The organism is Agrobacterium larrymoorei (assembly GCF_013322225.1).
Lineage (GTDB): Bacteria > Pseudomonadota > Alphaproteobacteria > Rhizobiales > Rhizobiaceae > Agrobacterium > Agrobacterium larrymoorei_A.
The window spans coordinates 1-22,083 of the sequence record NZ_JAAMFB010000018.1 but is presented as its reverse complement, the minus strand read 5'-3'; the positions used below and the strand labels follow the sequence as shown (position 1 = coordinate 22,083).

21 protein-coding genes and 1 riboswitch are annotated in these 22,083 nt (G+C 57.7%); of the genes, 8 read left to right on the top strand and 13 right to left on the bottom strand.

Annotated features, from left to right (window positions below; genetic code table 11):
- Nucleotide 1: 1 nt before the first annotated feature.
- Together G6L28_RS11515 and G6L28_RS11510 are read right to left on the bottom strand one after the other, a co-directional pair.
- Nucleotides 2-1,183, bottom strand: a complete 1,182-nt coding sequence (locus G6L28_RS11515; RefSeq protein WP_174063920.1) for an acyl-CoA dehydrogenase family protein — start codon at nt 1,181-1,183, stop codon at nt 2-4.
- Entirely contained in the window at nt 1,183-1,434 is a 252-nt protein-coding gene (locus G6L28_RS11510; RefSeq protein WP_174063919.1) for an acyl carrier protein, read from the bottom strand. The genes G6L28_RS11515 and G6L28_RS11510 overlap by 1 nt, the downstream gene beginning before the upstream one ends.
- Before the next feature lie 172 nt (nt 1,435-1,606).
- Nucleotides 1,607-1,719, top strand: a riboswitch (TPP riboswitch).
- Nucleotides 1,720-1,826: 107 nt separating this feature from the next.
- Here G6L28_RS11510 and thiC point away from each other — a divergent pair.
- The 6 genes from thiC to G6L28_RS11480 are packed head-to-tail and all read left to right on the top strand — an operon-like array spanning nt 1,827 to nt 7,006.
- Complete coding sequence (gene thiC / locus G6L28_RS11505; protein WP_174063918.1) at nt 1,827-3,650, top strand: phosphomethylpyrimidine synthase ThiC; 1,824 nt, start codon at nt 1,827-1,829, stop codon at nt 3,648-3,650.
- 1 nt (nt 3,651) lies between these two features.
- Nucleotides 3,652-4,644 carry a glycine oxidase ThiO gene (gene thiO / locus G6L28_RS11500; protein WP_174063917.1) on the top strand — a complete coding sequence of 331 codons (993 nt, stop codon included), beginning with the start codon at nt 3,652-3,654 and terminating at the stop codon, nt 4,642-4,644.
- Nucleotides 4,613-4,810 (top strand): sulfur carrier protein ThiS, encoded by a 198-nt coding sequence (gene thiS / locus G6L28_RS11495; protein ID WP_174063916.1) that lies wholly within the window; start codon nt 4,613-4,615, stop codon nt 4,808-4,810. Before thiO ends, thiS begins: the two co-directional genes overlap by 32 nt.
- Nucleotide 4,811: 1 nt before the next feature.
- Nucleotides 4,812-5,585 (top strand): thiazole synthase, encoded by a 774-nt coding sequence (locus G6L28_RS11490; RefSeq protein ID WP_174063915.1) that lies wholly within the window; start codon nt 4,812-4,814, stop codon nt 5,583-5,585.
- A gap of 51 nt (nt 5,586-5,636) precedes the next feature.
- Nucleotides 5,637-6,644 carry a P1 family peptidase gene (locus G6L28_RS11485; protein WP_174063914.1) on the top strand — a complete coding sequence of 336 codons (1,008 nt, stop codon included), beginning with the start codon at nt 5,637-5,639 and terminating at the stop codon, nt 6,642-6,644.
- Nucleotides 6,641-7,006, top strand: a complete 366-nt coding sequence (locus tag G6L28_RS11480; RefSeq protein ID WP_174063913.1) for a winged helix-turn-helix domain-containing protein — start codon at nt 6,641-6,643, stop codon at nt 7,004-7,006. Before G6L28_RS11485 ends, G6L28_RS11480 begins: the two co-directional genes overlap by 4 nt.
- Here the strand turns inward: G6L28_RS11480 and modC are convergent.
- From modC to modA, 3 genes are all read right to left on the bottom strand, one after another.
- On the bottom strand, nt 7,000-8,076 hold the full coding sequence (modC, locus tag G6L28_RS11475; RefSeq protein WP_174063912.1) for a molybdenum ABC transporter ATP-binding protein: 1,077 nt from the start codon (nt 8,074-8,076) through the stop codon (nt 7,000-7,002). The two genes, G6L28_RS11480 and modC, sit on opposite strands and share 7 nt — an antisense overlap.
- On the bottom strand, nt 8,073-8,774 hold the full coding sequence (gene modB, locus G6L28_RS11470; protein WP_174063911.1) for a molybdate ABC transporter permease subunit: 702 nt from the start codon (nt 8,772-8,774) through the stop codon (nt 8,073-8,075). The genes modC and modB overlap by 4 nt, the downstream gene beginning before the upstream one ends.
- An 87-nt stretch (nt 8,775-8,861) precedes the next feature.
- Nucleotides 8,862-9,656 (bottom strand): molybdate ABC transporter substrate-binding protein, encoded by a 795-nt coding sequence (gene modA, locus G6L28_RS11465; protein WP_174063910.1) that lies wholly within the window; start codon nt 9,654-9,656, stop codon nt 8,862-8,864.
- 273 nt (nt 9,657-9,929) lie between these two features.
- On the opposite strand from modA, the gene G6L28_RS11460 reads away from it, so the two are divergent.
- Nucleotides 9,930-10,166 carry an Lrp/AsnC ligand binding domain-containing protein gene (locus G6L28_RS11460; RefSeq protein WP_174063909.1) on the top strand — a complete coding sequence of 79 codons (237 nt, stop codon included), beginning with the start codon at nt 9,930-9,932 and terminating at the stop codon, nt 10,164-10,166.
- A gap of 99 nt (nt 10,167-10,265) precedes the next feature.
- Here G6L28_RS11460 and G6L28_RS11455 read toward each other — a convergent pair whose 3' ends face one another.
- The 3 genes from G6L28_RS11455 to epmA form a co-directional block, all read right to left on the bottom strand.
- On the bottom strand, nt 10,266-10,457 hold the full coding sequence (locus G6L28_RS11455) for a hypothetical protein (RefSeq protein ID WP_174063908.1): 192 nt from the start codon (nt 10,455-10,457) through the stop codon (nt 10,266-10,268).
- Nucleotides 10,458-10,846: 389 nt separating this feature from the next.
- On the bottom strand, nt 10,847-11,899 hold the full coding sequence (locus tag G6L28_RS11450; protein WP_174063907.1) for a lysine-2,3-aminomutase-like protein: 1,053 nt from the start codon (nt 11,897-11,899) through the stop codon (nt 10,847-10,849).
- Complete coding sequence (gene epmA / locus G6L28_RS11445; RefSeq protein WP_174063906.1) at nt 11,896-12,960, bottom strand: EF-P lysine aminoacylase EpmA; 1,065 nt, start codon at nt 12,958-12,960, stop codon at nt 11,896-11,898. The genes G6L28_RS11450 and epmA overlap by 4 nt, the downstream gene beginning before the upstream one ends.
- 243 nt (nt 12,961-13,203) lie before the next feature.
- Here epmA and efp point away from each other — a divergent pair, with 243 nt between their 5' ends.
- Nucleotides 13,204-13,773, top strand: coding sequence for an elongation factor P (efp, locus tag G6L28_RS11440; RefSeq protein WP_174063905.1), 570 nt, complete (start codon nt 13,204-13,206; stop codon nt 13,771-13,773).
- Nucleotides 13,774-14,152: 379 nt separating this feature from the next.
- Here the strand turns inward: efp and G6L28_RS11435 are convergent, their stop codons facing one another.
- From G6L28_RS11435 to G6L28_RS11415, 5 genes are all read right to left on the bottom strand, one after another.
- Entirely contained in the window at nt 14,153-15,601 is a 1,449-nt protein-coding gene (locus tag G6L28_RS11435) for an efflux transporter outer membrane subunit (protein ID WP_174063904.1), read from the bottom strand.
- Nucleotides 15,602-15,749: 148 nt separating this feature from the next.
- Nucleotides 15,750-18,839, bottom strand: a complete 3,090-nt coding sequence (locus tag G6L28_RS11430) for an efflux RND transporter permease subunit (protein WP_174063903.1) — start codon at nt 18,837-18,839, stop codon at nt 15,750-15,752.
- A 45-nt stretch (nt 18,840-18,884) separates the two neighbouring features.
- The gene (locus tag G6L28_RS11425) at nt 18,885-20,081 is read right to left on the bottom strand and encodes an efflux RND transporter periplasmic adaptor subunit (protein WP_174063902.1); all 1,197 of its coding nucleotides are present in this window, start codon (nt 20,079-20,081) and stop codon (nt 18,885-18,887) included.
- A gap of 166 nt (nt 20,082-20,247) precedes the next feature.
- Entirely contained in the window at nt 20,248-20,808 is a 561-nt protein-coding gene (locus G6L28_RS11420) for a TetR family transcriptional regulator (protein WP_337795761.1), read from the bottom strand.
- A gap of 116 nt (nt 20,809-20,924) precedes the next feature.
- Complete coding sequence (locus G6L28_RS11415) at nt 20,925-21,875, bottom strand: phosphoribosylaminoimidazolesuccinocarboxamide synthase (protein ID WP_174063900.1); 951 nt, start codon at nt 21,873-21,875, stop codon at nt 20,925-20,927.
- Between the last annotated feature and the right edge of the window lie 208 nt (nt 21,876-22,083).

Genomic DNA, 22,083 nt, shown 5'->3' with positions numbered 1-22,083 from the left:
CTTATCCCAGAAGGCTCGTGTCCTGCTTCTGAACCAGCAGGAGATTGGCGGAATTGCTCAGGATTCTGTCGTTTGAAATCATCAGCTGGGCCGAATGCGCGTCGCGCAAGTGCCGTCCCAAGCTGTAAGGCGTGCCGTTCTTGTAACCCATGATGCCGCAGATCAGCATGGCATGGTTGATGATTTCGAGAATGGTCTCGGAAGAGCAGATTTTAACATTGTTCATGGCGATAGCGAAAGCCATGGACATCAATTTGTCCGGGTCCGTCTTTGTGTCTTCGTAAGCCTTGATGCCGGCAATGACGTTGGATTTGACGATCTGCAGCTTGTTCGAGACTTCCGCCAGCCGGAGCGCGCCGGGCGGTGCGACACCGGGAGACTTGCGGGCGGCGGCGCGGATGAAACTTTGAGCGCGGGCAACTGCATCGGCTGCAATGCCGTACCAAACACCGCTCCACAAAAGATGCGAGGTGGCGAGCATGGATTGCGCCGCGATTTCAGCAAATGGCTTCTGGAAGATTTGTTCGGCAGGCGCTTGCCCCTTGAACAGAAACCCGTCCGAGCAGGTTCCACGCATGCCGAGCGTGTTCCAGACATGCGTCTTTTCCAGCGTGTACTGGCTCTTCAGGAAAACCGTCATCACCTGATCGGCAGGCGCCGCATCCGCGCGAGCGCGGGAGGTGATGAGAATGGCATCTGCCTCGCTGCCGTAGGAAATGACAGTCGCGTCCTTTTCCAGACGGCACTGGTCACCGTCGACTTCGATGGCACAAATTGAATTACGCAGATTTCCGCCGATGCCGCCTTCGGTCGTTGCGGAGCCGAGAAGCAGCTGTTCGCTCGCCACGCGGCGCATGAACCCTGCGTGCCACGCGCTTTCCTCTCCATGCTCTACAAGACTGGATGCCTTGATATGGTGCATGGCGAAAATCATCGCGGTCGCGGAGCAGGCCTGACCCAGCGTGCAGCAAATATCTGCGATCTCCAGAAGACTTGCGCCTTCACCACCCAGATGACGGGGAACCTGAATGCCAAGCAGGCGCTCGCTCTTCAAGGCATCGACTGCTTCTTTTGGAAAACGTCCAGCCGCGTCCACATCGTCGGCAAATTTTGCGGCAATGGCGGCGACGCGCTTGGCGCGCACTGCTAATGCTGCGTCCAGTGTAACGACGGCCGCGTCCATCAGGCGGCCTCTTTACCGTCGAGAATTGCCTTAACGGTAGATTCGATGGCCCCGACGCTCGCAAAAGATTTGCGGTTCAGCATGCTATCTGGAAACTCTATGTCGAAAGCTTCTTCCAGACCAAGCATCAACTGCACCGATGCGAAAGAAGAAAGACCGGCAGCGTAAAGATCGGCATCGTCTGCGATGGTATCGACAGGCACCGGGAGCTGGCCGAATTTCGACAGTATTTCACGAATAGTTGAATTCATCCCAAGTAATCTCCCCTGAACAGGCGTCATCATAACGCATTCTTGGAGTTAAACCCGAAAAAATAACATTCTAATAAATGGTGAGGTTAATTTGGTATGACCGCCAATTTTTCCTCTCCATAAGCTGTCATCAGTACAGCTTGACAAATCATCGTGTCAGGTTTCTCATTGTCGCGTTAACCAGGGGTGTCCCGTCAAGGGGCTGAGATACTGCTATCGAAGCGCAGTGACCCGTTGAACCTGATCCAGTTCATACTGGCGTAGGGACGGTGCAAACGCGGAAGAACAGCAGTATCGGCCAAGCGTCGGACAACTGCCATTGTCTATCATCCGCGCTTTTTCGTCTTCATGCTCGAACTGGGTCTCCAAATGTTTTGCTTTGGAGCCTCACGATGAACATTGCTGCCAAGACTATCACACCAACCGTTACCACCGGTCAGTTGCCCGCCTCCACCAAGGTCCATAAGCCGGGCATCCTCCATCCTCACATCCGTGTACCGATGCGGGAAATCGCGGTGCATCCGACTGCGGGTGAGCCGCCGGTTACGGTCTACGATTCTTCCGGTCCCTATACCGATCCCTCGCATTTGCTCGATATTGACGGTGGTCTGCCACGCCTTCGCCAGCAATGGGTTCTGGCGCGTGGGGATGTCGAGATTTACGAGGGTCGCCACGTCAAGCCGGAAGACAACGGTTTTGCTACCGGCGAACGCCTGACGCCGGAATTTCCCGTTCGCAACCAGCCCCTGCGCGCCAGAGACGGCAAGGCAGTGACGCAGCTTGCCTATGCGCGGGCCGGTATCATCACGCCGGAAATGGAATATATCGCGATCCGCGAAAATCTCGGACGCGAGGCTGCGAAGGAAAAGCTCATCCGCGATGGCGAAAGTTTTGGAGCAAATGTGCCGGACTTCGTGACACCAGAGTTTGTGCGGCATGAAGTAGCCTCGGGCCGCGCCATCATCCCCGCCAACATCAACCACCCGGAAGCCGAGCCGATGATCATCGGGCGGAATTTTCTGGTGAAGATCAACGCCAATATCGGTAATTCGGCGGTCACCTCCTCCATGGCGGAAGAGGTAGAGAAGATGGTCTGGGCCACCCGCTGGGGTGCCGATACGGTGATGGACCTGTCCACCGGTCGCAACATTCACAATATCCGCGAATGGATCATCCGCAATTCGCCGGTGCCGATTGGTACGGTGCCGCTCTATCAGGCGCTGGAGAAGGTCAATGGCATTGCCGAAGACCTGACCTGGGAGGTTTTCCGCGATACGCTGATCGAGCAGGCGGAGCAGGGGGTGGATTACTTCACGATCCATGCCGGTGTGCGGCTCCACTATATCCCGCTCACCGTCAATCGTGTCACGGGCATCGTCTCGCGCGGCGGCTCGATCATGGCGAAGTGGTGTCTGCATCATCACAAGGAAAGCTTCCTTTACGAGCATTTCGACGAGATTTGCGATATTTGTCGCGCCTACGACGTGTCCTTCTCGCTGGGCGATGGCCTGCGTCCGGGCTCCATTGCCGATGCAAACGATGCGGCGCAGTTTGCCGAGCTGGAAGCGCTGGGCGAGCTCACGCAGATCGCCTGGGCCAAGGATTGCCAGGTCATGATCGAAGGCCCCGGCCATGTGCCGATGCACAAGATCAAGGAAAACATGGACAAGCAGCTGAAGACCTGCGGCGAAGCGCCGTTCTACACGCTTGGACCGCTGACGACCGATATCGCGCCCGGTTACGACCACATCACCTCCGGCATAGGTGCGGCGATGATCGGCTGGTTCGGCACCGCCATGCTGTGCTACGTGACACCGAAGGAGCATCTGGGTCTGCCTGACCGTAACGACGTGAAAGTGGGCGTCATCACCTACAAGATCGCCGCCCATGCAGCCGATCTTGCCAAGGGCCATCCGGCAGCGCAGGTGCGTGACGATGCGCTATCACGCGCCCGTTTCGAGTTCCGTTGGGAAGACCAGTTCAACCTTTCGCTCGACCCGGAAACGGCGCGGTCCTTCCATGATGAGACCTTGCCGAAAGAAGCGCACAAGGTCGCACATTTCTGCTCCATGTGCGGGCCAAAATTCTGCTCCATGCGGATTTCTCACGACATCCGGGCCGAGGCGCAGAAGGAGGGGCTTGAGGCCATGGCGGAGAAGTTCAAGCAGGGCGGCGAGCTCTATATGCCGCTGAACCACCCCGTAGCCGGAGAGTGAGATGCGTATTCTCATCAAGGGGGCAGGCGTCGCCGGTCTGACGGCTGCCCTTGAACTGGCGAAGCGTGGTGTCTCGGTGGAGGTGTTCGACATCTCGCCGGGAATCGGCCGTGGGGCGTCATGGTATGCGGGCGGAATGCTGGCACCGTGGTGCGAGCGGGAGAGTGCCGAAGAGGCCGTTCTCACACTTGGCCAATCCGCGCTCGACTGGTGGGAGGAGGCTACGCCGGGGCTTGTCACCCGCAACGGCACGCTGGTCGTCGCACCCGCGCGTGACAGGGCTGAGCTTTCCCGCTTCGCCTCGCGCACTTCGGGCTATCGTCCTGTCGGGGAGGATGAGATTGCTGCGCTGGAGCCCGATCTTGCCGGTCGCTTCCGGCACGGGCTTTTCTTCGAAGGCGAAGGCCATCTCGATCCGCGCCTTGCCATATATGCGTTGCATCACCGGCTGGTGTCGATGGGTGTAGCGTTCCATCTTGGCGCGACCATCGATGAAAATGACTTCGACCTTATCGTGGATTGCACCGGCCCTGCGCAGGTGGGTTCACTGCCAGCGCTTCGCGGTGTGCGCGGCGAGATGCTCTATCTTGCAAGCAACGAGATTTCGCTCTCCCGGCCAATACGCCTGCTGCATCCACGCATCCCGCTTTATATCGTGCCGCGAGAGCCGGGGCGCTTCATGGTCGGCGCGACCATGATCGAGTCCGAAGACGAAGGACCGATTTCGGCGCGTTCGATGATGGAGTTTCTCAACGCCGCTTACGCACTTCATCCTTCCTTCGGTGAAGCGCAAATCATCGAGACGGGAACCGGTATCCGGCCCGCTTTTCCCAACAATCTTCCCTGCATCAAAGAGGAGGGCAACACGCTCTTCATCAATGGTGCGCATCGGCACGGATTTTTGCTCTCGCCTGCCATGGCGCGGCAGGCTGCCGATATTATCGAGAAAAAGGAGGTTTCCCATGCGGATTCACGTCAACGGCGAAGAGCATGATCTCGCCGCAGAAACTCTTTCCCAGCTCTTGGCAACGCTCGAATATGAAGGCGACTGGCTGGCAACCGCGGTGAATGGCGATCTCGTCCATGCCGAGGACCGCCCCGGTTTCCACCTCAAGGATTTCGACAGGATCGAAATTCTCTCGCCCATGCAGGGAGGATGATATGCTGAGACTTTATGATCGCGACGTCAGTTCCCGGCTCCTGCTCGGCACTGCTCGTTACCCGTCGCCTGCCGTGCTTGCCGATGCCGTGCGCGCAGCCAAGACGGATATTCTGACCATTTCTCTCCGTCGCGAAACCGCGGGTGGTAAAAAGGGCGGGCAGTTTTTTGAACTCATCCGCGAGCTGGACCGCCTTATTCTATCCAACACGGCAGGATGCCACACGGCAAAGGAAGCCGTGCTGACGGCGAAGATGGCGCGGGAGGTATTTAAAACCAACTGGATCAAGCTGGAAGTGATCGGCCATCACGATACGCTTCAGCCGGATGTGTTCGGGCTGGTGGAAGCTGCACGTATTCTCTCCGACGAAGGTTTCGAGGTCTTCCCCTATACGACCGACGATCTGGTCGTGGCGGAAAAGCTGATCGATGCGGGCTGCAAGGTGCTGATGCCGTGGTGCGCGCCCATCGGCAGCGCCATGGGGCCGCTCAATATATCCGCGCTTCGATCCATGCGGGCGCATTTCCCCGATGTGCCGATGATCGTGGATGCAGGCCTTGGCCGTCCATCCCATGCGGCAACCGTGATGGAGCTTGGTTATGATGCCGTGCTGCTGAATACGGCGGTGGCTGGGGCGGGTAACCCTGTCATCATGGCCGGTGCATTCGCCAAGGCCGTAACGGCTGGGCGTGAAGCGTTCCTTTCGGGCATGCTGGAACCACGCGATATGGCGGTTCCCTCCACCCCTGTCATCGGTACGGCAGTGTTCTCCTGACGTTGACAAGATTGAGCAGGGGCGGGATACCGGCATAACTATAGAGAAGGAATGCCGCCCTTGCACAATCTCCTGATCGATATCGACGGCGTTTCGGTGGGTCATGCGACGGACCTTACGCTCGGTTCTGGCGTCACCGCTATTGTCTTCGATGAGCCCGCAATCGCCTCCGGCTCCACGCTCGGCGGTGCGCCGGGTGGGCGTGATACGGCATTGCTCGATCCATCGATGACGGTGGAAACCGTCGATGCTTTCGTTCTGTCCGGTGGTTCCGCTTTCGGTCTGGATGCAGCCGGTGGGGTGCAGGCGGGCTTGCGGGAAATCGGGCGCGGTTTTCAGGTCGGAGCCACGCGCGTTCCCATCGTCCCGCAGGCCATTTTGATGGATTTGCTGAATGGTGGAAACAAGGATTGGGGTCTTCATTCGCCCTATAGGGACATGGGCTATGATGCCTTCAAGGCTGTATCCCGCGATCCATTTTTGCTCGGAACCGTGGGTGCGGGTACCGGCGCCACGACCGCTACCTTCAAAGGCGGTCTCGGCTCCGCCAGCGCGAAAACATCGTTCGGGATCACCGTAGCGGCTATCGTCGCCGTCAATGCCATGGGCTCTGCGACGGTCGGCTCCGGCAAGCATTTCTGGGCTGCGCCTTTTGAGAAGAATGGCGAATTTGGTGGGCTCAGCTTGCCACCGCAATTCACAGACGTTGACAGCGCTATGCGCATCAAGGGCGTCACGCTGACTGCAACCACCATCGGCGCGGTGGTGACGGATGCGGTTTTGACCAAGGCGCAGGTGCATCGCCTGTCTATCATGGCACATGGCGGTTTGGCACGCGCCATCCTGCCTTCGCATCTTGCGAGCGATGGCGACACAATGTTTGCTGCCGCAACGTGCCGGGCAACGCTGCGAGAGGCTTCTGAGTTTCATGAACTTTGCCACCTCACCGCGCTCGTCATGGCCCGTGCCATCGCGCGCGGCGTGTTCGAGGCAACGGCACTGCCGCATGAGGGTGCGCAGCCGTCATGGCGGGATTGGTTTGGAGCGGTGCATCCATGAGCGATCAGCCTTTAAAGCCCGTCCTGCGCGTCGATTTTCCTTCGGGCGAACGCCTTGGACGCGGCAAGATCGAGTTGATGGAACTGATCGCCTCCACCGGCTCCATCTCCGCGGCGGGGCGGGCCATGGATATGTCCTATCGTCGGGCGTGGCTTCTGGTAGATGCGTTGAACCACATGTTCACCCAGCCCGTCATCGAATCCCAACGCGGCGGAAAGCAGGGTGGCGGTGCCGGTCTCACGCCCTTCGGAGAAGAATTGCTAGCACGATGTCGCGCTATGGAAAGCCGTATGCGCGACGCGATTAATGCCGATCTCGACTGGTTGGAAGCGAACCGGAAGAGCTCCAGAGCCGATCAGTAGGGATCGAGCGCCGCCGATTTGACGATGGCAAAGATCTCGCTTCCGGGGGTGAGCGACAGCCGCTCGACAGAGAGTTTTGTGATGCGGGACATGATGATGTCACCGCCGCAATCCACCTGGACCATGGCCATGCCGTCATCGGATATCGCGATATCCACGATGCGACCTTGGAGAATGTTCAGGGCACTCAGCCCCTCGGGCCGCACCGTTGCCAGCATCACATCGCGCGCGGGCACATGAACGCGCACCGCCTTGCCGGGCTCTGCCGCCTTTGCCGGAACCTGCAGGCTCGTCCCGTTCAGCCGAACGGTAGCCAGACCGTGTTGACCGTCGAATGTCTCCACTCTGCCTGAAAGAATGCTGCCTGCTTCGCGACGCTCGAGATATCCGCTGAAGGCGGGACGCGACAGGATTTGCGCCGCTGGGCCTTCCGCATCCACCCTGCCATCCTTCATCACGACAACGCGGTCAGCCAACCGGGACACTTCGCTGACCGAATGGCTGACATAGATGATGGGGATTTTTGTCTCGTCACGCAGCCGCTCCAGATAGGGAATGATCTCTGCCTTACGCGCCTCGTCCAGCGCCGCGAGCGGCTCATCCATCAATAGCAGCCGTGGGGAAGACAAAAGCGCGCGACCGATGGCAACCCGCTGCTTTTCCCCGCCCGACAGTTTCTCCGGGCGGCGTTTCAACACGTCGCCGATGCCGAGCATTTCTACGACTTTCGTACTTTCATTCGTTGCTGTCGTCTGGTTGGAAAACCATCGGCCATAATGCAGGTTTTGCTCCACGGTGAGGTGTGGAAACAGCCGCGCCTCTTGAAACACATAGCCGAAACGCCGTCTGTGGCATGCAGTGAAGATGCGTCTGTCGCTATCGCTCAGAACCTCTCCATCAAGCGCGATCCGACCCTGATGCGGTTTCGTCAGGCCAGCAATCATGCGGATGACCGACGTTTTGCCAGAACCCGAGCGACCGAAAAGAGCGGTAACGCCTCCTTCCGCCGTCAGCTTCGCTTCCAGCGCAAAGGAACCCAGCGTGTGTTTGACATCAAAAAGAAGTGTCATTCGGCCATCACTCTTCTGCCGATAATGCGCGCCAGAAATTCGGAGGCCAGCAGCGCAGCCATCGAGATGGCGACAGCCACAAGTGTCAGCCTCAGTGCCCCTGCATCGCCACCCGGTACCTGTGTGAAGGTGTAGATGGCTGCCGAGAGTGTCTGCGTTTCACCGGGAATGTTGGACACGAAGGTAATCGTTGCGCCGAACTCACCCATGGCCTTGGCGAAGGCGAGGATCATGCCTGCGATAATGCCGGGTAGCGTCAATGGCAGCGTTACGGTCAGAAACACCCAAAGGGGGCTTGCCCCAAGCGTTTCTGCCGCTTCTTCCAGCTTGCGATCAACGGCGTCTATCGAAAGCCTTATGGAGCGAACCATCAAGGGGAAGGCCATGACGGCGCAGGCCAGTGCCGCGCCCGTCCAGCGGAAGGAAAAGACGATGCCGAAATACTGATCCAGAAACTGGCCGATCACGCCGCGCCGCCCGAACATGACCAGCAGAATGAAGCCGGTCACCACCGGCGGCAGGATCAGCGGCAGATGGACGATTCCGTTCAGAAGCGATTTTCCCCAGAACCGGCCACGGGCCAGCGCCAGCGCAATCAGAATGCCGAAGGGAAGGCTTGCGAACATCGCGATGGTGGAAACCCAAAGGCTAAGCCGTATCGCCGTCCATTCTTCCGCGCTCAGCGATAGCCAGTCCAAATTGCCGTTCCCATGGTTTTATGTTGTGCATGTGTCCCTCTGCCGCGTGTACGGGCAGAGGGTTGAGACAAACACTGAAATCCAAGCTTATTTCAAAATGGTAAAGCCTTGGCTTTCGAAGAACGGGGCAGCCTTGGCGGATTTGAGAAACTCAAGATAAGCCGCCGCTGCCGGGCTCTTGGATTCGGTAAGCACAGCAACCGGATAGATGATCGGCTCGTGGCTGTCCTGCGGAAAAGTGCCGACGATTTTCACGCCGGGATCGGCGGCGGCATCCGTCTGATATACGATGCCGTAGGGCGCTTCGCCGCGTGATACCAGAACGAGGGCAGCGCGCACGCTTTCCGCACCGGCAACCTTGCTCTCGACGGAAGACCATACGCCGAGCTTTTCGAGCGCAGCCTTGCCGTATTTGCCAGCCGGGACTGAATCGACCGCGCCCATGGCGAGCTTGCCGTCACCCACGAGGGCAGCAAGATCGAAGCCCTGTTTGATCTCGACCGGCTTTGCCTTGTCTGCTGGGGCCACCAGAACGAGGCGGTTGCCGAGCAGATTGCTGCGCGTATCTTGCCTGATCAGCTTCTTGCCCGCGACATAATCCATCCACGCCAGATCGGCGGAGATGAAGAGATCGGCGGGCGCACCGGCCTCGATCTGCTTTGCCAGCGCCGAACTTGCGGCATAGGAAGCGGTTGCCTCATTGCCGCTCTCCTTGGCCCATTCCGCATTGGCGGCATCCAGCGCATTTTTCATGCTGGCGGCAGCAAAGACAGTCACCTTGTCCTGCGCCACGGCGGTTGTCGAAAGTCCAGCCATCGACAGCCATGCACCCGCAACGGCGGCGAATGCAGTTTTTAGAACGATACGTTTCAAAATTCCCATAACTCAGCCCTCTCAATCGAAATATCCATCCAGATATATCGGTGATAAAGGGCGAGCATTATGTTTTCAAGGATATAACGACACTGGTGGGGGAGGACTAGAATTCTGACGTTACAAATCTCGCATGAGTCTAAGTATGCCGAATATTGCACTCCTTCATTCCACCTGGAATGTGGCCGACGTTACAGTGCAAGCTTGTTTGCGGGCTTGAAAGAGATGCCTGCCTCAGACAATAGTGCCGCTTGGCACAGCATATCGACGGGGAAAAAATCCATGAAGCCCATTTTCGTTCAGCTCCAATGCGCACCGGGCAAGACCTATGAGGTAGCCGATGCCATTTACAAGACGGAACTGGTGTCCGAGCTTTATTCGACCAGTGGCGAATTCGATCTGCTTTTGAAGATTTATCTGGAGCCGGAACAGGATATCGGCAAGTTCATCAATGAGAATATCGTCAATATTCCCGGCATTGCGCGGTCTCTTACGACCTTGACGTTTACGGCGTTCTAAAAAGTCGAAGGCGCCGCCGGCTTCATGCGGGCAACGCCTGGTGTTTTGGTGTAGGGGCGCTCATTGCCCGATAACATGTGCCAGCCGCTTCGGTTTTTTTCAAACCAGAGCTGCCACGTTGCGGTCGCGCACGAGGTTGCGGATTGCGATGCGGACATCGTCCGCGCTGTCAAAGCGTTGCTCGTCGAGATCGTGAACGTGGAATTTCACGGCGATGAACTTCAGACGGTTGTTGTCCGGTACGACGATACCAACAGGTTCGCCCGCGAATTCGATAACTTGCTTTTGCATAGTACATACTCCCGCTGTGGCTTGATCGCACAGCATTTCGTCGAACTGAATTTCAGGATTGAGGGACTGTTAAAGTCGCCACATTCGACAGCAGCGGGAACACATGGATGTGTGTCCGGCTTTCACGACCCGATGATCAGGGATCGTGATAATGCGCGTAGATTTCGACATGACACTCTCCCTTTCGCTCGTGTTTTGCCCGGAATACCGAAGAATCACTCTCCAGTTGAGTAACTGATATACCGGATTTCAGTCTGGATCAACGATTATCAATATAGGTAGAATATTTTTCTTTACGATGACAGGATCGAGGCGGAATTGTGAAATTTTTATTTCGTGTATCCGGTTGTGCTAACTTTGCCTGAAAACACGAAACTTAAGCCCAAGTTTTATTCTGCGGACGGCGGATAGGTGTGATCGTTGCCGTTGAAATCCGACACGGAGTAGCAACCTTCGGCATGTTTCGTCGCCGCATTCTGACCGATGACGGCTTTTCCATGACCGCCGGGAATATCAAGCACATAGGTCGGCTGGCAGAGACCTGAGACACGACCGCGCAGAGCGGCGACGATCCGTTGTCCTTCTTCTATATCCAGCCGGAAATGGCTGGTCCCAGGGGCAAGATCAGGGTGGTGCAGGTAATAGGGCTTGATGCGGTTTTCCACGAATACACGCATCAGCGCCGCCAGCGTCTCTGGGTCGTCGTTGATACCCTTGAGCAGCACGGTCTGGCTGACTATCGCGATACCGGCATCGACCAGCCGCGCGCAGGCCTGTTTCGCCTCGTCCGTAAATTCTTTTGCGTGGTTGGCGTGGAGCGCGACATAGGTGGTCTTGCCGCTGGCTTTCAATGCGGCGATGAGTTCGCCATCGACCTTCAAGGGATCGACCACCGGCACGCGTGTGTGGAAGCGCACGATTTTCACATGTTGAATGGCGTGCAGCCCTTCCATAATGGCTGTCAGGCGGCGCGGGGAGAGCACCAGCGGGTCGCCACCGGTGAGTATCACCTCCCAGATCTGGCTGTTGGCGCGGATATAATCAAAGGCGACATTCAACTCGTCATTGCTCATCGTGCCATTGCCTTGCGGGCCGACCATTTCGCGGCGGAAGCAGAAGCGGCAATAAACGGGGCAGACGTGGACCGCCTTCAGCAGCACCCGGTCTGGATAACGGTGGACAATCCCGGGAACGGGGCTGTGTGCCTCATCGCCAATCGGGTCGCCGCGCTCTTCATTGGTCTGGATCAGTTCGACTTCGCTGGGGATGAATTGCCGTGCGATCGGGTCGTTGACATCCTGCGGATCGATCAGGCTGGCGATGGCGGGCGTTAGCGCGACCGCATAACGTTCCGCGACCGGGCGCACGCGCTCCAGCGTGGCGCGGTCGATCAGACCTGCACCCAAAAGATCGTCAACCGATTTCAGCGCTTGTGATTTCATGACCCATATATAGCGACTGGCGCCCACATGACGAGGTCTATGCGCGGCGCACCCGTGGCCAGCATCACCAGACGATCGAAACCGAGCGCGATGCCGCTAGCGGCGGGCATGATCGAGAGCGCCGCCAGAAAGTCTTCGTCCAGTGGATAGGTCTCGCCATAGACACGCTGCTTCTCACGCATCTCCATCTCGAAACGGCGGCGCTGTTCCGTTGCGTCCGTCAATTCCCCGAAGGCATTCGCCAGTTCCACACCGCAGGCGTATAGCTCGAAACGTTCAGACACGCGGCTGTCGCGCGGCGAAGGACGGGCCAGCGCCGCCTCGCTGGTCGGGTACTCGTCCAGAATTGTCGTCCTGCCGAAGCCGAGCTTTGGCTCCACCCGCTCAACGATCACACGGCTGAAAATATCGGCCCAGCTGTCGTCATCCGAAACGCGGATGCCTGCGTCTTTTGTAATCCGCGCAAGATGATCGCGATCCGTCTCACCGTTCTGGTCGATGGTCGCGAGCAGATCGATCTTCGCATGGCGCTGGAATGCTTCAGCGACGCTGAGACGCTCCGGTTCCAGAAAGGGATCGGCCTCGCCACCGCGGTAGCTGAAGGATTTCGTTTTTGCCGTTTCGGCTGCAAGTGCCAGTAGTTCCGCACTGTCGCGCATCAGGGCTTCGTAGGTTTCATCTGCCCGATACCATTCCAGCATGGTGAATTCGGGGTGGTGGAGCGGCCCGCGCTCGCGGTTTCGATAGACATGCGCGAAGCAGGCGATCCGCTGTTCACCAGCGGCGAGCAGCTTCTTGCAGGCAAACTCCGGCGAGGTGTGTAGATAAAGCGGCGACTGCTCTCCGCTGGTCGTGATGCCGGTGGTCGCGAATGCGTGGAGATGCGCTTCATTGCCGGGAGAGATTTGCAGCGTCGCTGTGTCGACCTCAATGAAATCCTGGGAGGCGAAGAAGCTGCGAAACGCTGCCTGAATAGCGTTTCGGCCCATCAAAAACGGGCGGCGGTCCAGATGAACATCCGGTGTCCACCATGGTGACGTTGTGTTTGAAGCTGTGCCCATCGCCCGCCGTTTCCGCTGTCTGTCGCCGAACTGGCAGTGGGAGGCCGCCGTTCCGATGTTAAAATGGATGTTTCAGCATCGAATTCACCAGAAACCGCAAGAGTTTCGGTTCGTACGTCTGAAAGGCTGGCAATTGTCCCGGATTTAAGGTAGTTGCGCCCCAGAAAACAGATAAAACGTCCATCGGGTCAGTGCAGCCGCGCCGTCCTTACGACGCATTTCATTGAGTTACAAGGAAATCATATGGTCAAGGTTATCGCCTCATCCGTTCGCAAGGGTAATGTTCTTGAAGTTGACGGCAAGCTCTACGTGGTTCTTACCGCCAACAACTTCCACCCCGGCAAGGGCACGCCTGTTACGCAGGTCGATATGCGTCGCATCGTCGATGGCGTAAAGGTTTCCGAGCGCTGGCGCACGACCGAGCAGGTCGAACGCGCATTCGTCGAAGACCTGAACTTCCAGTTCCTCTATGAAGACGGCGAAGGCTTCCACTTCATGAACCCGGAAAACTACGATCAGGTCGTGGTCGATGCCGAAACCATGGGTGAGCAGAAGGCTTATCTCCAGGAAGGCATGACATGCGTTCTGTCGATCCATGAAGGCAATCCGCTCGCCGTCGAACTGCCGCGTCACGTCACGCTGGAAATCACGGAAACGGAGCCGGTCGTAAAGGGCCAGACGGCATCGTCTTCCTACAAGCCTGCGATCCTCTCCAACGGCATCCGCACCATGGTTCCGCCGCATATCGACGCCGGCATCCGCGTCGTCATCGCGACCGAAGACAATTCCTACGTCGAGCGCGCCAAGAACTGATTGGTCCGTATCATTTGGAATATCAGAAGCCTCGGAGCGATCCGGGGCTTTTTGTTTTGCGGTGATGGTGCGAGTGGTCTGGTTTAGACGGTTTCGGCACATGACGTCATAGGTTCATACGCCGCCTCGTCCTCATCCCTGTCCTCGGACCTGATCCGGGGATCAGTCACAGGGATTCAGCAGTTGCGCGTCTGCTCAACGGGGTAGAGCCTTTTCAACCAAGGATTTGGGCTGGTTGGATTTCTGTCACAGGGACAGGAATGAGGAGGCGAGGAAGCGCTCTCAGGCAGCGTCATTCATCAGGATGGCGCAAACAGATAATAAAAAAATCCCGCAACCGAGGTCGCGGGATTTTCTGATTGGTCAAGCTGAAAACCGCTTACAGGCCCTTGGGCACGTTCGCAGCAACCTTTACGGCAGCAACGGAGTTCGGTGCGCCGACGGCATAGCCGCCGCCGAGCGCGATGCTGAGCGCGACATAATCCTGCGCCGCCTGCTGGATCGCTGTTGCGAGGTTGGACTGGGCCGTGGAGACCTGACGCTGTGCATCGAGAACGTCCAGCAGCGAGGACGCGCCGTCACGATAGCTGGCCGTCGCGAGCGACAGGGCTTCCTGATAGGACGTTACGGTTCTGCGATATGCATTGACGGTCTGCTGATCGCGATTGAGCGCGGTCAGAGCGTTTTCGACTTCTTCGACGGCGTTAAGAACGGTCGACTTCCAGGCGAGATACTGCTCGCGTGCAACAGATTTCTGGATATCGACACCGGCACGCAGTCTGCCGCCATCAAGGATCGGCAAGGTGATGGTCGGACCGAAGCCCCAGCCGTTTGCAGTGCCGCTGGCACCGCCGCTGATGCGGGTAAAGCTTGGCGTAATCGAACCGCTAAGTGTGATGCTTGGGTAAAGCTGCGACTCGGCAACACCAATATCGGCGATTGCAGCAGCCAGATTGCGCTCTGCCGCGCGAATATCCGGACGGTTGCGGATCAGATCTGCCGGAATGCCGGTGCGCGGAATGCTGCGCGCCACTGGCTGACGCGAACCACGCTGAAGTTCGACGACGAGCGAATCCGCTGGCATGCCGAGAAGGGTTGCGATGCGATGCGCCGCGCGGCGGAAGTTGGTTTCCAGCGCCGGCATTTCGGCCAGCGTGGAGTTTACCAGACCTTCGGACTGGACGACATCCAGACGGGACGCTGCGCCAGCTTCCAGCTGAAGCTTCGTCAGGTTCAACGTTTCACGGCGGGAACCGAGGTTCTGGCGGGCAATTGCGAGGCGTTCCTGATAGTAACGCACGTCGATATAGGCAGACGTCACGGCAGAGATCAGCGTCAGGCGCTGGACATCTGCACCCGCATATGCCGCATCGAGAGACGCGCTCGCGCTTTCCTTGGCGCGGCGGTACTGACCGAACAGATCAAACAGCCAGGAAACGTTGAATGCGTTGCTGGTCGTGTTGTTGACGCGGTCGTTCGTCGAGGGAAGGCTGCCACCGCTGCCCTGCGTATTATGACGGAACGTCGTGGTCAGGCTTGGCAATGCACCTGCGCCGGCAACCGTGATGTTGGATTCCGCCTGGTTGATACGCTCGATGGCCTGCAGCACGGTAAGGTTCTGAACGAGGCCTGTCGACACGTAGCCATTCAAGCGGCTGTCGTTGAAGGCATTCCACCAAGCAACGGTTGCTACGTCGCCATTGCTGGTTTTGCCACCCTCACCAAATTTTGCTGGAAGAGAAATTTCAGGCGCCTTGTGGTCTGGGCCTACGACGCAACCGGAAAGCAGAAGCATCGTGAGAGGAATGGTAGCGCGAATAGACAGCATGTAGTTATCCCAAATTTATGTTGGCGCCTTTAGCAGCCTCAGTCAAAGCGAGCGTAGCGTAGCTGTGTGCTGATGAAACATGCGGGTTTACGAATCCGTCACACTTCTTACCAGCGAACTCATCCATTACTAGCATATTTTAAGTTTGTTAACGCTTTGATAGCCGCCGAATAATGACGAAAAACGATGGTACGAAGAAAATTCCGAGGAGTGTTGCAGAAAGCATACCACCCAGAACGCCCAAACCGATTGCATTTTGTGCCGCAGAGCCCGCACCGCTGGCGATTGCCAGAGGCACGACGCCGAGGATGAAGGCAAGAGAGGTCATGATGATTGGACGCAGGCGCAGTTTTGCCGCTTCCAGCGTCGCCTCCATGAGACTAAGCCCGTGTTCCTGCCTCTCCTTGGCAAATTCCACGATGAGGATCGCGTTCTTCGCGGCAAGGCCGATGGTCGTCAGTAGGCCCACCTTGAAGTAGACGTCGTTCGACTGACCAAAGAAGTGCGCCGCCGCGAGTGCCCCGAGCACGCCCACCGGCACGGCCATGATGACCGAGAACGGGATGGACCAGCTTTCATAAAGAGCGGCCAGGCAGAGGAATACGATCAGGACGGAAAGCGCATAGAGCATTGGGGCCTGGGAGCCGGAAAGGCGTTCCTGATAGGAAATGCCCTGCCAAGCGACGGTATAGCCGCCAGGCATCGAGGCCGTCAGACGCTCCATCTCATCCATGGCCACACCCGATGCGATGCCCGGACCCGCAGCACCTTCCATAGAAATGGCGCTGGTGCCGTTATAACGCGCAAGCGTGGGCGGGCCGTTGATCCAGCTGATCTCGCTGAATGAGGAGAAGGGGACCATTTCGCCGTTGGCGTTACGGGCATACCAGTATTTCAGGTCGTCCGGCTGCATGCGGTAGGGCGCGTCGCCCTGCACGTAGACCGGCTTCAATTCGCCGTTCAGCGTGAAGTCGTTGACATCGCGGCCCGCAAAGATCGTGGACAGCATAAGGTTGACGGAGGCCAGATCCACACCCATCGCTCCCATCTTTTCCTGATCAAGATTGATCTTCATCTGCGATTCCGCGTCGCGGCTGTTGGAACGCAGCGAACTGATGTTCGAATTGCCGGTGGCGAGACCGATCAGCTCCTTCGATGCAGCAGTCAGGGCCTCCGTACCGTTCCGGCCGCTATCGACCAGATACATGGAAAATCCGCTGGAAGTACCCATGCCCTGAATGGCAGGAGGCAGGAGCGGGAAGACCTGCGCATCGCGGAATGTCAGGAATGTTCCCATCGCCCGCTGCACGATGGCGCCTGCGTGCTGTTCGGGTGCCGTGCGTACGGAAAAGTCCTTGAGCTTGGTGAAGACCATAGCGTTGTTCTGACCGGAACCGGTGAAGCTGAAGCCGAGAACGCCAAACACCGAGTCGACGTTGTTGCCTTCCTTTTCACGGAAATAGGTTTCCACCTGCTTCATCACCTCATTGGTGCGCTCCATGGTCGAACCCGTTGGCGTCTGGATGATGGTAAAGAGAACGCCCTGGTCTTCCTGTGGCAGGAACGAGCTTGGCAGTTTCGTGAAGAACCAGACGCATCCGCCGATGATGATCGCGAACATGATCATGACGCGAAGCGGACGACCCAGCAGATAGCCGATGCTCGATACGTAGCCGTCAGTGGTGCGATTGAAGTTGCGGTTGAACCATGCTCCGGGTCCACGCTGCTTTTTGTGATGGTCGATCGGCTTCAGCATCGTCGCGCAAAGCGCTGGTGTCAGCACGATGGCGACGACCGCGGAAAGTAGCATGGCCGAAACGATGGTAACGGAGAACTGGCGATAGATGATGCCGGTCGAGCCACCGAAGAAGGCCATTGGGATGAACACGGCGGTCAGAACCAGCGCGATGCCGATGATGGCGCCGGTGATTTCACCCATGGATTTTTCCGTCGCTTCCAGCGGCGACAAGCCCTCCTCGGACATGATGCGTTCGACGTTTTCGACCACCACGATGGCGTCATCGACGAGAAGGCCGATGGCAAGCACCATGGCGAACATGGTGAGCGTGTTGATGGAATATCCGGTCAACGCCAGAACCCCAAAGGTTCCCAACAGCACGACTGGCACTGCAATCATGGGAATGAGTGTGGCTCGCAGGTTCTGGAGGAAGACCAGCAGAACAACGAAGACCAGAACGATGGCCTCGATCAGCGTGTGAACCACTTTCTCGATGGAAAGCTGAACGAAAGGGGTCGTGTCGTAAGGATATTCGATTACGACGTTTTCCGGCAGCGAGCCTGCGGACGCGTTGAGCGCCTCCCGGACGCGCGCTGCCGTATCGAGGGCGTTCGCACCGGTCGCAAGGTTTACGGCAAAGCCCGCCGACGGTCTGCTGTTGGAGCGGGAGCCGCCGCCATAGGTTTCCTGGCCGATTTCGACACGTGCGACATCGCTCAAGCGCACGGTTGCGCCGTCGCGTTCAACCCTGAGAATGATATTTTCGAAGTCCGAAACCGTGGTCAGCTGGCTTTGCGCGGTGATGGTCACGTTCAACTGCTGACCCTGCACGGCTGGCAGCGCGCCGAGCGAACCCACGGAAACCTGCGTGTTCTGGCTCTGGATCGCGCCGGTTACGTCAGAGGTCGTCAACTGGTACTTGTTCAGCTTGAAGGGGTCGAGCCAGACGCGCATGGCGTAACCGGTGCCGAAGATGTTGATGTTGCCGACGCCTTCGAGGCGTTTGATCTGGTCTTCGATACGGCTGGAAAAGATATCGCCGAGATCGACGGATGAGCGTTTGCCATCGGTTGAGATCAGCGCGCCGACCATCAGGATACTGGAGGTGGACCGGCTGACGTCGACGCCCTGTTGCTGCACCACGTCAGGCAATTGGGACTGGACGAGCTGAAGCTTGTTCTGCACCTGCACCTGCGCAATATCCGGCATGATGCTGTTGCCGAAAGTCAGCGTCACACTGGAGCTGCCGGTTGAGGAGGTCGACGTCATGTAGGTCAGATCGTCCAGACCGGTCATGCCGTCTTCGATAATGGTCGTCACCGATTTCTCGACGGTTTCCGCGCTCGCACCATTATAGCTGGTGCTGATGCGGACCGTGGTCGGGGCGATATCGGGATATTGCGAAATGGACAGCGTGGAAATCGCCAGGACGCCACCCAGCATGATGACGATTGCAATAACCCATGCAAAAACGGGGCGCGTTATAAAGAAGTGAGCCATAGGAGCTGCGCCTTACCTTTATGAATATCTGACGATGGGTCGCGATTATTTGGACGCAGCCGGCTGAGCCGGTTGCTGGGGCACGACGATACCGCGCTCATCGATGGTGGCTTCGACGGGGGCCACTGTCGCGCCATCGGCGATCCACTGGAAGCCATCGACGATCAGCTTGTCGCCATCCTTTATGTTTTCCGCCACCAGCCAGGAATTGCCGGATTGCTGCCCGTCTGGAAACGTCCGCGTCTCGACCTTGTTGTCGGCGCTGACGAATTTCGCCGTCAGCTCGCCATTGGCGCTTCTCGTGGCGGCGCGCTGGGGAATGAGAAAGCCCGTTTCGCTGCCGATATTGAGTGTTGCACGCACATACATGCCTGGCAGGATCAGGTCGTTCGGATTCTGGAACAGGGTGCGGATGGAGTAGGTACCGGTCGTTTCGCTCACCGCCATGTCCGCCATGTCGAGTTCGCCCTTCTGGGAATACTCGGTTCCATCTTCCAGTGTCAGATGAATGTCGGCTCTCTGGTCCGTGCTGCCGAGACGGCCAGACGCGATTGCGCTACGAAGGCGCAGCAGATTGGCGCTGGACTCGATCAGTTCGATATAAATCGGATCGATGCGACGCAACGACGTCAGTGCAGATGTCTGGTTGGCGGTCACCACGTTGCCGATGCTGAAGGCGGTGGACGAGGTGATACCGTCGAATGGCGCGCGGATCTTCGTCAGGTCGAGATTGATCTGCGCCGTTTCCAGCGTGGCCTTCGCCTGTGCTACATCGGCCTGCGCCTGCGCCAGCGTCGTCTTGGCGTTTTCGAATTCGATCTGCGTCGCGCCACTGTTTACCAGCCGCTCATAGCGGGTGAGGTTGGCCTGCGCGCCGGGAATCCCGGCCTGCGCTCTGGCAAGCGTTGCCTCTGCCTGGGCAACCTCGGCACGGTATGTATTGTCTTCGATCTGGTAGAGAACGTCGCCCTGTCGGACTTCGCTGCCTTCCTTGAATGGGATTTCACGGATGATGCCGGTCACGCGCGGGCGAATTTCAGCCATCTGGTAGGCACTGGCGCGCCCCGGCAGAACCGTGGTCAGCGGATGCTCGCCCGTCTTCATTGTCACGACACTGACGGGAGATGGCGGCCGCTGGTTGGTTTGCGCACCAACCTGCTTGCCGTCGCCGCTATCGCTGCATCCGGCGATGACGCCTGCCATGAGCAAAGTGGTGAACAGAGGAAAGATACGTCTTTTCATCGTTTTTCTCATCGGCGTCGAAAATCCAGAATGACCGTTTTGGCAGGGTAGATCGTATGGCTGCAAAGTCTGTTATTAGCGATCAATTACATCAAAGTTGCAATGGCCGCTCTGGGCGCTGGAACCAGCCATCCGAAAGAGCTGAAGTGACGTAGTACCGAAATCGTCACTTGGCAAGCTTATATCGCAGTGCAGCATCAATCAAAACAACGAGAGCTTCACAGCGCGCGTTCAACTCTTCGATATCTTCATGAGCGATCATAAGCGGGTGCAGAACGCCCTTGAGCGCGTCGAGCACCGTTGATGCCGCATGCACCGCATCGTCGGCATGATAATCGCCTGTCTTTACCCCGTCGCGGATGATCGCGGCAACATGCGCCACCATGATGTCCCGATAGACGACACCGCAGGCCAGTTCTTTCTTCACCGTCAGCAAAATCATCTCGAACAAATATGGATTGTCGTTCAGATCCCCCCGGTGGTTCTCCATCAGGGCGCGTGCCAGGTGGCGTAACCGCTCCAACGGTGGGTGCGTGCCGTCCAGAGTATGGATTTTCTGTTCGAGCAGACGAATCTGCTGCATGAAAATAGCGTCGACGAGCGCATTCTTGGAGTGGAAATGCTTGAAGACGTTTGCGGGTGACATGTCCATGGCCGTCGCGATATCGGCAATCGATACCGCAGCGAAGCCGCGTTTGCGGAAAAGCGCTTCGGCCGTAATGAGAATATGTCGGCGTGTTTCCTCGGCCGAGCGGCGAGGGCGGACATGGCGTTTGCCCGCTTCTGCTTGGCTCGCGTCCTCTTTACAAGGGTTCGATTTGACTGCCGATGTTCTGGTCAAGCTCATGCCCTCGCGAAAAAAGGCTCCAGATTGGTTCTTACCCGTTCCAGCGGCGTTGCCCCGCTGTCATCCGGCTGGAAAGTCTGGCCGGTAATGCGCTCATAGGCTTCTATATAGACGCGGGCGGTTTCCGACACCAGTTCCTGTGGTATCTCGGGAATCTCATCCTTGTAAGGGTCGCAGCGTTCGGCCACCCACGCGCGCACGAAATCCTTGTCGAAGCTCGTCGGGCGGGTCCCCTTTTCGAAGGCGTCCTGATAGCTGTCGGCCATCCAGTAGCGGCTGCTGTCGGGGGTGTGGATTTCATCCGCCAGAATGATCTTACCGGTCTCATCCGTGCCGAACTCATATTTGGTATCGACCAGAATAAGGCCGCGCTTGGCAGCAATCTCCTGCCCGCGTTTGAAGAGCGCCAACGCATAGGTGGACAGCGTCTGCCATTGCTCCTCGCTCAGAAGTTTCTTTTCGATGATCTCGGCAGGCGTCAACGGCTCATCGTGACCGCCGTCGAACTCCTTGCTGGTCGGCGTGATTATCGGCTCGGGAAGGGCCTGATTGTCGCGCATACCATCGGGGAAGGTTACGCCATACATCGACCGCTCGCCCTTCTTATAGAGCGTAAGGATGGACGTGCCCGTCGTCCCAGCCAGATATCCGCGAACGACCACTTCCACCGGAAGGATATTCAGCCGCTTTCCAATGACCACATTCGGATCAGGATAGGAGACGACATGGTTGGGGCAGATGTCTTGTGTCTGCTCGAACCAGTAGTGAGCCGTCTGCGTCAGCACTTGGCCCTTATAGGGAATGCAGGTCAGAATACGGTCGAAGGCGCTCAGTCGATCCGTGGAAATGATAATGCGGTTGCCGTCTGGCAGATCGTAATTCTCGCGAACCTTGCCGCGATAATAGTTGGGAAGTTCGGGGATGACGGCTTCTTGCAGAACACGCACGGCTTTTCCAATCTCTTATAATAGCTGCCTCGGGGTGCTTTTCGCACCGGGATATCGAGATCACCTATCGCATGTTTCCGTTTGAAGGGCCAGAAGAGGTGTTTGAGGGGCTTTCGTTAGGTGAGTTGGTGGTAAAATTTGAAATAGCCTAGCAAAAACATATGGATATTTGTTTTTCTCATTTTTATGAAAAAGCGCTGTTGACTAT